Origin of the sequence: Actinoplanes sp. NPDC049802 (assembly GCF_040656595.1) — a bacterium.
GTDB lineage: Bacteria > Actinomycetota > Actinomycetes > Mycobacteriales > Micromonosporaceae > Actinoplanes.
Map to the genome: position 1 here is coordinate 1 of NZ_JBFAMR010000060.1, position 8,979 is coordinate 8,979.

Below are 8,979 nucleotides of genomic sequence, written 5' to 3' on the forward strand. Positions count from 1 at the left end.
TGTTCCGCAGACGTGACACCCGCAACGGGTGTCGTCACACCCACTACGGGTGTCACGTTCTCCGAGCACACATCGCCCTGCACACCGGCCCTCCGCCCACCGGACGCCAGGATGCCAGGACGCCGGGACGCCGGGGCGCCAGGACGTCAGGACGCCGGGACGCCGGGACGCCGGGGCGCCGGGACGGTGGGGCGCTCCGGCGGTGCGCTGTGTGCGCCCGCCCGTCCGCCTGGCGGGCGTGCAGGCGGGTGGGGCGGGCGATTTGGCCAGCAGGGTCAAACCCTGTCGGCCAGCCGGTTCGTTCTCTCGGCTGGTTCTGGGTGTTGACTCAAGCACCTCGAGGCAACTCTGGTGGCCAGCCGGAGTGGATCTTCTGCCAGCAGACGCGCTACGGCCGTAACCTGGCAATCGGGTCGCGTGATCGTCCACCCGACCCACCAACGAAACGGCCCGCCTCACCCCGGCCAGGCGGTGCACTCGACGTCCCCCGCAAAGGCCGCCGGTGTCGAGGCAAGTGTTTTGCCGACGCCAGCGGGGTTTGCCGGCGGCGGGAAATCACCTGCCTCGACACCGGTGAACAAGGCTCTTTGCCGCGGAGCGAAGCCAACCAGCAGAGCCAGCCCAACCAGCCCCACCAGCCCAACCAGCAGAGCCAGCAGAGCCAGCCCAACCAGCAGGGCCAGCAGAGCTCAGTCGGCTGCGAAGCGGCGGATCGTTATCGCGGCGGCGACCGCGGAGAGCAGGAACAGCAGGATGGCGATCCAGCGGGCCACCGGGACGCCGGTGGGGGTGGATTCGGTGGGTGCCGCCCAGCCGCCGATGTTCTGTCCCGGGGGCTGCGCGGCGGCGTTCGGCTCGGTGCTGGTTTCAGGGGCCGACTGGGCCTGCCCCGGGGCCGGTGCGCTGCCGAAACGGGCCACGCCGGGCGGCGGGGTGGTGTCGAGCGGGTTGCCGATCACCTGGGGCACGTCGGCGGTGAGCGCGGCCACCGGGTCGACGAGGCCGAAACCGAATTCGGGGTCGCGGCCCGGGTCGCCACGGTCCTGGGCGGTTTTGATGATCCGGTTGACGACCTCGCCGGCCGGCATGTCGGGCCAGCGGGAGCGGATCAGTGCCGCGGTGGCGGCCACCATGGGGGAGGCGAAGCTGGTGCCCTGCACTTTCCAGTAGCCGCCGGGGCGTGCGCCGACCAGGTCGTTCGCCGGGGCGGTCACGACCGTCTCCTTGCCGGTGACGGATCCGGACCAGATGCCTTCGCCATCCCGGTCCAGGCCGCCGACGGCGATCACGCCGGGTTCCCGTGCCGGGTACCACACCCCGGAGCGTGGTGTGGTGGCCGTGGCGGTGCCGGTCGCGTTGCCGGTGCAGGCGACCACCACGACGTCCTTGGCGAACGCGTAGTCGATCGCGGCCGCCAGGGTCGCGCTGGATCCGCTGCCCCCGAGCGACAGGTTGACCACCTTGGCGCCATGGTCGACCGCCCAGCGCAGGCCCTTGGCCACGATCAGGGCGTCGTCGTAGCGGTTCTCCTCGTCCAGTACCCGGACCGGCAGGATCTTCGATTTCGGGGCGATGCCGATGACGCCGTGCTGGTCGTCGGAGCGGCCTGCGATCAGGGCCGACACCGAGGTGCCGTGCCCGACCGGGTCGCTCTCGCCGTCGCCTTTCCGGTCGACCAGGTCGAGCCCGGGGAGAACCTGGCCGTCCAGGTCGGGGTGGTGGGCGTCCACCCCGGAGTCGATCACGGCGACGGTGATGCCGGCGCCGTCCGAGTAGTTCCACGCCTCGGTCAGGTTGAGCGCCTGCACCTGCCACTGGTCGGCGCGCACCGATGCTCCGGCCGTGTCGATCGGCTCGGCCGGGAGACCCGCTCCATGGCCGGCGGGAAGCGGGACAGCGGCAAGTGGGACAGCGGGAAGTGGGACAGCGGGAAGCGGGACGGCGGGCTCCGGGACGGACGCCGGACCGAAGGCGATCAGGCCCGCCAGCGCCGACGCGCCGAGCCGCCGGCTCAGCACCGGCCAACCGCCGGCGGGTGCCACCCATCGCGGCCTGTCCGGCCGGGACACGATGCTCACACTGCTCACGGGTCGGCGTCGCCATTCTGAGACGGGTCAGTTCTGAGACGTTCAGTCGGACGGTTAGTCGATGGAGGGAGATTACTCCCCCACAACGGCGTGTCGCTGCGGTCCTACGTGGCTAATCGCACTGAGGGTCTGTCGATTTTCCGGAATCGCGAAAAGGTGGCAGGTGAGCCAACTGAATCAAGCGGGTACCTTCACGCCGCGTGACCAGGCGACCACGTCCAGGCGGGAGGTTTGCCGGACGGACGTTGCCGATGAGCGCGCCCTCGTCCGGCGCCCCGGACATCACGAGACCCGGGGCGGACAGCTCGCGCAGCCGTTGCACCACCGGTTCGAAGAGAGCCCGCCCGGCGCCACCGGACCGGCGGGTCAGCGCCAGGTGCAGGCCGATGTCGCGGGCCTGCGGAAGGTATTCCAGCAGGGGCAGTAGCGGGTTGGTCGGCCCGGCCACCACCAGGTCGTAATCGTCGACCAGCACGAACAGCTCCGGACCGGTCCACCAGGAGCGGTCGCGCAGTTGACGGGCCGTCACGTCCGGACCCGGCAGTCGCCGCTGCATGTAACCGGCGGCGGACAGGATCAGGTCGTTGGTCTGCTGCGCCTGCATGCCGTACCCGATCCGGTGTTCCGACTCGGGCAGGTCCATCAGGCTGCGCCGGTAGTCGACCAGGATGATCCGGGCCTCCTCCGGCCGGAACCGGCTGGTGATCGTGGTGGCCAGCGCGCGCAGGAACGACGACTTGCCGGCCTCGGAGTCGCCGAAGAGCAGGAAGTGCGGGTCGGTCGCGAAGTCGATCTCGACGGGCCGCAGATCCGCTTCGGCGATGCCGATCGGCAGCCGCAGGCCGTTGCCCCGATCCACCGGCAGGTCACTGTACGGAACCGTGGCCGGCAGCAGGCGCACTCGCGGGGCGACCGGGCCCTCCCAGGCCGCCGCCACCGCCTTGACCAGCCCGGCGGTGTCCCCGAGAGTGCTCACCTCGGGCCGAACCGTCAGCAGGTGCAGACCCCGGTTGCGGTCGGTCGGGTGCTCGATCACACCGCGACCGGGCGTCTGGTCCGGTACCGCCTGCGCGGCCCGCCGGTTGATGATCGAGTCGGACGGGTCGCCGAGCCGCAGTTCGAGCCGGGAGCCGAAGAGGTCCCGTACGGCCGGGCGGAAGTCCATCCAGCGGGAGGCGGCCGCCACCAGGTGGATCCCGTACGACAGGCCACGCGTCGCCAGGTCGGTCAGCACCGGCTCCAGTTCCTCGTACTCCTTACGGATCGTGGACCACCCGTCGACCACCACGAACACGTCACCGAACGGGTCGGATCCGCCCGCCCGCCGGCTCCGGTAGGCGGCCATCGAGTCCACCCCGAGTTCGGCGAACCGGGCCTCCCGCTGGGCCAGCAGCGTCACCATCTCGCCGGCCGTACGCCGGACACCCTCCGCGTCCAGCCGCCCGAACACCCCGCCCACGTGCGGCAGGTCCCGCAGCGTGCCGAGCGAGCCGCCACCGAAGTCCAGGCAGTACACCTGCACCTCGGCCGGTGTGTGGGACAGCGCCAGCCCGCAGATCAGGGTCCGCAGCGCGGTCGACTTGCCGCTGAGCGTGCCGCCGACCACCGCCACATGCCCGGCCGCGCCCGCCAGTTGGAGCCACATCACGTCGCGCAGCTGCTCGCGGGGTTTGTCGACGACCGCGACCGGCACCTGGAGGCGGCCGTGCAGCGCCGGGTTGGTGAAGGTCAGCCCGCGGCCCGGGGCGACTCCGACCGGGCCGAGCAGTTCGTCCAGAACCGGGGACACCTCGAGCGGCGGCAGCCACACCTGGTGTGCCGGCGGACCCTGCCCGACCAGGCGGTCCACGATCACGTCGGCCAGTTTCGGGCCGTCCGGCTCGGCGGCCGGCTTCGGTTTGGGCGCGGCGGCCGGGACCGCAACGTGCCGCGTCGTCCAGGGCAGGACCCGCAGGTCGGTGTGATCGGCCGGGCCGCCGCCCGCGCCGGCCCGCCGGATCGACCCGCCCACATAGGCGGCCTTGAACCGGATCAGCGGCTCGGTGCCGAACTTGAGGTAGCCGTTACCGGGCGAGCGGGGCAGCTCGTACGCGTCCGGAACACCGAGCACCGCCCGCGACTCCAGCGCCGAGAACGTCCGCAGGCCGATCCGGTACGACAGGTGGGTGTCCAGGCCACGCAGCCGCCCGTCCTCGAGGCGCTGACTGGCCAGCAGCAGATGCACGCCGAGTGACCGGCCGAGCCGCCCGATCTGCAGGAACAGCTCGATGAACTCGGGCTTCTCCTTCAGCATCTCGGTGAACTCGTCGACGATTACGAACAGCGTCGGCAGCGGCGGCAGCGGGGCGCCACCGGCCCGGGCGCGGTCGTAGTCGTGCAGTCCGGCGTAGTTGCCCGCTTTGGCCAGCACCTCCTGCCGCCGGGCCATCTCGCCCTCCAGGGCGTCGGCCATCCGGTCGACCAAGGGCAGTGCGTGCTCCAGGTTGGTGACCAGCGCTGCGGTGTGCGGCAGCCGGTCCATCGAGGCGAACGCCGCGCCACCCTTGAAGTCGATCAGGATGAAGTTCAGCACCTCGGAGGAGTGGGTCGCGGCGAGCGCCAGCACGAGCGTGCGCAGCAGCTCCGACTTACCCGAACCGGTGGCGCCGATGAGCAGGCCGTGCGGGCCCATGCCGTCCTGAGCGGACTCCTTGATGTCCAGCTCGACGGGCATCCCGTCGTCGCTCACCCCGACCGGCACCCGCAGCCGGTCCCGCGGCGAACGGACCGGCCAGCCGTGCGCCACCGAATAGTTCTCCGGGTCGGCGATGCCGAGCAGCTCGGGCAGCCCGGTCTCGGCCGACGAGGTCGGCGCCCCGGTCGGGTCGGGGGCGTTGGCCAGCCGCAAGGGCGCCAGCCGCCGGGCCACCGCCTCGGCCTCCGCCACGGTCAACCCGTCGGCCCGGCCCACCTCGCCTTCGTGATCCATCGTGTAGGTGCCGAGCATCCCGTCCGACCGGACCTCCAGCACCAGCGCCGACCGGTCCAGCAGCCGGGGCGGGGCGGTGTCCAGGTCGAGCACGGTCAGCCCGTCCAGCGCGTCGTCGAGCCGTGTGTTCGCCGGCTCCGCGCCGTCCACCACCACCAGCACGTGCGGCACGCTGCCGGCGCTCTCCCCGGGATGGAACCGGGGCCGCGAACCGATCACCTCGTCCAGCAACTCGGCCAGCCGCGGCTCGTCACCGGCCACCAGCCGGACCGGACCGATCGCGTCGAACTGGCTCGGATGCTGCGCGTGCGGCAGCCACTTGACCCACTCCCACCAGCCGCGGGCCTCCTGTCCGGCGCAGACGGCGATCACCAGCTCGTCCGGCCCGTGGAACACCGCGAGCTGCGTCAGCACCGCCCGGACCAGGGCGCGCGGGCCCTCCGCTCCGGGCGCGTCGCCGCGGACGTAGACCCGGGAGAAGCCGCGCAGCGACATCGCGACCGGCAGGTCGGGCACCACCGAATAGGTGTCCAGGAAGCGGCGCAGCGCTCCGGCCGTCATCGGCTCCAGCTCGTCCAGCGGCCGGGCCACCGGCGGCACCAGCGGGGTGGCCAGCGTCTGTGGGCCCAGCCCGACCCGCACCACGCCGAAATCCGGATCCGGCCCGCGGCGCTCCCACAGCCGGTGGCTGCCCACCGTCGACCAGAGCCGCTCCGGATCGGGATGGCGATAGAGCAGGCCGGTCCGCTGCCGCTGGGCGGTGTCGCGCGCCCGCTTGCGCAGCGCCGCCAGATGCCGCAGATACTCCCGGCGGGCGGACATCATCTCCGCCTTGCGCGGCGCGCCCGAGTTGCCGAACGACGTGGTCAGCATAGCCAGCGAGGAGACGCCGAAGAGCCCGCCGATCACATACGAATACGCCCCGCCGCGACCCTGGCCCATCATCATCGCCATGGCAAGCGTGCCGCCCAGCATCGGCAGCGCCATCAGCCACTGCTGCCAGCGCCCCGCCACCTGCTCCGGGATCTCCGGCGGCGGATCGACGGTCAACGGGTCGGACGGGATCTCCGGTGCGGGCCTGCGGGCCGCCCGCCTGACCATCACGGTGCCCATATCCGCTCCCTCGACAACCGGCAACCAGCCCCGGTGATCTCGGGACCTCACGACCGGCCCATGCTAGGTAAAGTTCCGTCGATCCCGCAGCCTCGACCTCGGTTGCTGTGGACAACTTGCCGTCCAGGCTGTGGACAGATGGAAGGATTCCCTGGTGAGCGTCGGTCTGGCCCGCGTGACGATCAGCGCGCCGCAACGTCGGGTCGACGTGGCCCTTCCCGAGCAGGTTCCGCTGGCCGAGCTGCTGCCCGAGGTGCTGCGCCATGCCGGCGAGGGCCTCGCCGACGAGGGCGAGAAACACGGCGGGTGGGTGCTCCGGCGCGGCGACGGTGTCGCCCTCGCCACAGCTCAAGGCCTTCACCCCCAAGGGGTACGCGACGGCGAGGTGCTTCATCTCGTCCCGGCCGGCGACGAGTGGCCGGAGATGGAGTACGACGACGTCGTCGAAGCCATCGCCGAGGGCGCCCGCCGCCGGGGCGGTGTCTGGACCCCGGCCGCGACCCGGACCGCCACCCTGGCGGCGGCCGCCGTCCCGCTCGCTCTCGGCCTGCCCGCCCTGCTGCTCGACGGGCCGGAAGGGCAGCTCGCCGGGATCGCCGGGCTCGGTGTCGCGCTGGTGCTCGCGTTCACCGGGATGATCGCGTCCCGGGCGTACGGGGACGGCCGAGCCGGTGTGGCCCTCGGGGGGTACGCGCTGCCCTACGCCTTCGCCGGCGGCGCCCTCCTGATCACCTCCGGCGACTCCGGCGGGGTGTTCGGGCCGCTGCCGTGGCTCGGCGGACCCGAGCTGCTCGCCGGATCGGTGGCGGTCCTCCTGGTGTCGGCGCTGGGCGGGGCCGGTGTGGCGGCCGGGGCACGGTTCTTCACCGCCGGGGTGACGGTCGGCCTGCTGGGCGCGCTCACCGCCGCCACCGGGCTGTTCACCGACGCGGCCGGTGGCGCGGCGGTGCTGATCTCGCTGCTGGTCTGCGGGCTCGGGGTGCTGCCGCTGCTCGCCGTCCGGTTCGGGCGGGCCCCGCTGCCACCGGTCAGCCTGCCACCCGGCGTCGAGTCGGTGGTTCCGGACGGGCACTCCCGGCCGGGTGCCGACACGGTTCGTCAGCGTCCCCAGCGGGCGGCCGTGTTCGCGGCGGTCGAGCGTACCGATGAGTTGCTGGCCGGGATGCTTCTCGGCCACGCCGTTCTGGCGGCCGGGGCCTACGCGGTGCTCGCCACCGAGGGCACGCTCTCCGCGCGGATCCTGCTCGCGGTCAGCGCGGCCGCGCTGCTGCTGCGCTCCCGCCTCTTCGTCACCTGGCGGCACCGGGTGCCGGTGCTGGTCGCCGGCCTCGCCGGCGGCGCCGCTCTCGGCGCCGACCTGCTCACCGGTGCCGGCGACGCCCTTCCCGCGGTGATCGCCGGAGCCGTCCTGCTCGCCCTGATCACGGTCGGGGCCGGAGCCCGGTACGCGAGCCGTCCGCCCTCTCCCTATCTGGGCCGTGCCGCCGACTGGCTGGACGCCCTCACCGTGGTGTCGGTGATCCCGGTGGCGTGCGCCGTGACCGGCCTCTACGGAGCGGTCTCCGGCCTGACCTGACATCGCACCGACCGGGGTGTGAGCTATCTCTCGCGTTCCGTCGGATGGGACGGATCGCAATACGACCGCACCTGCGGGGCGCGGGCCCCGCAGGTGCGGTCGTCAGCGGTTTGCGGGAGCGATCGATCAGTGCTCGTGCTCGCCTTCGGCCTCGGCTGCCTCGGCGCGCTTGAAGGAGGCCCGGATCTCGGCCTCCGCCTCGATCCGGCCGGTCCAGGTCGCGCCCTCGACCGACTTGCCCGGCTCCAGGTCCTTGTAGACCGTGAAGAAGTGCTGGATCTCCATCCGGTCGAACTCGCCCAGGTGGTGGATGTCGCGCAGGTGCTCCTGACGCGGGTCCTCGAAGGGGACGCAGAGCACCTTGTCGTCACGGCCGTGCTCGTCGGTCATCCGGTACATGCCGATCGCACGGGCCCGGACCAGGCAACCGGGGAAGGTCGGCTCCTGAATCAGCACCAGCGCGTCCAGCGGGTCGCCGTCCTGGCCGAGGGTGCCCTCGATGTAGCCGTAGTCCGCGGGATACTGTGTCGCGGTGAAGAGGGTCCGGTCCAGCCGGATACGTCCGGTCTTGTGGTCCACCTCGTACTTGTTGCGCTGCCCCTTGGGGATCTCAACCAAGACGTCGAAATCCATTATTCGCTCCCCTTTTGCTTGCCCGCTTGAATAGACCGGTCCGCCGGGCAGGGAAGCGGGGGCTGGATGCAGGGCCCGCAGGATCCGCGCGCGACGGTGTGCCGGATGTCGCTAGTCTCCCCTAAGTCTGACGCCACGGGCGAGGAGGGGCGTGTGACGAGGCAAGATTCACATGACAGTCCGGAGGGACACGGCGTGTCGGGTTCGCAACCCGGCCCCGAAGAGGGTATGCGGACCGCCGGTCCGCCCGGTGCGTCTCCGGTATATCCCCGAAATCCGGGCGTGACTGATCCCACGTCCCAGGCCGGAGCTTTTACGGCCGGTCGTGCCGAGGCTCCGCCCGTCGAGTCCAGGCAGCCGTTCCCGTGGCAGCAGGAGAACATGCCCCGAGCAGGCTCCACCCCGGCTCAGCCCGCCCCGGGCCGGGCCGCGGTCCCACCCGCCCCGACCGGCGGCCCACGCTCGTTCCCGTCGGCGCCGTCCACCGGCCGTCCCGAGTTCTTGCAGACCTTCCCGATGCCGTCACCGGCGTCCCCGGCCGCTGGTCAGCCCGGTCTCCCGCCGTCCGCACCGGCGGGCGTTCCGCACGCCGGAGGGATGCC

At 72.2% G+C, this 8,979-nt stretch carries 4 protein-coding genes and 1 pseudogene; 2 read left to right on the forward strand and 3 right to left on the reverse strand.

The annotated features are described in order from the left end of the window. Nucleotides 1-689 precede the first annotated feature (689 nt). Together mycP and eccCa are read right to left on the reverse strand one after the other, a co-directional pair. Nucleotides 690-2,018 carry a type VII secretion-associated serine protease mycosin gene (gene mycP, locus AB0I88_RS30850; RefSeq protein WP_361032478.1) on the reverse strand — a complete coding sequence of 443 codons (1,329 nt, stop codon included), beginning with the start codon at nucleotides 2,016-2,018 and terminating at the stop codon, nucleotides 690-692. Between the two features lie 181 nt (nucleotides 2,019-2,199). Then, on the reverse strand, nucleotides 2,200-6,168 hold the full coding sequence (gene eccCa / locus AB0I88_RS30855; protein ID WP_361032481.1) for a type VII secretion protein EccCa: 3,969 nt from the start codon (nucleotides 6,166-6,168) through the stop codon (nucleotides 2,200-2,202). A 154-nt stretch (nucleotides 6,169-6,322) separates the two neighbouring features. Between eccCa and eccD the strand changes: the two genes are divergently transcribed. Beyond that, nucleotides 6,323-7,744 (forward strand): type VII secretion integral membrane protein EccD, encoded by a 1,422-nt coding sequence (eccD, locus tag AB0I88_RS30860; protein ID WP_361032484.1) that lies wholly within the window; start codon nucleotides 6,323-6,325, stop codon nucleotides 7,742-7,744. Nucleotides 7,745-7,870: 126 nt separating this feature from the next. Here eccD and AB0I88_RS30865 read toward each other — a convergent pair whose 3' ends face one another. Further along, nucleotides 7,871-8,377 (reverse strand): inorganic diphosphatase, encoded by a 507-nt coding sequence (locus AB0I88_RS30865; RefSeq protein ID WP_361032487.1) that lies wholly within the window; start codon nucleotides 8,375-8,377, stop codon nucleotides 7,871-7,873. A gap of 381 nt (nucleotides 8,378-8,758) precedes the next feature. Here AB0I88_RS30865 and AB0I88_RS30870 point away from each other — a divergent pair. Continuing rightward, a pseudogene (locus AB0I88_RS30870) lies at nucleotides 8,759-8,979 on the forward strand (hypothetical protein); the annotation flags it as partial.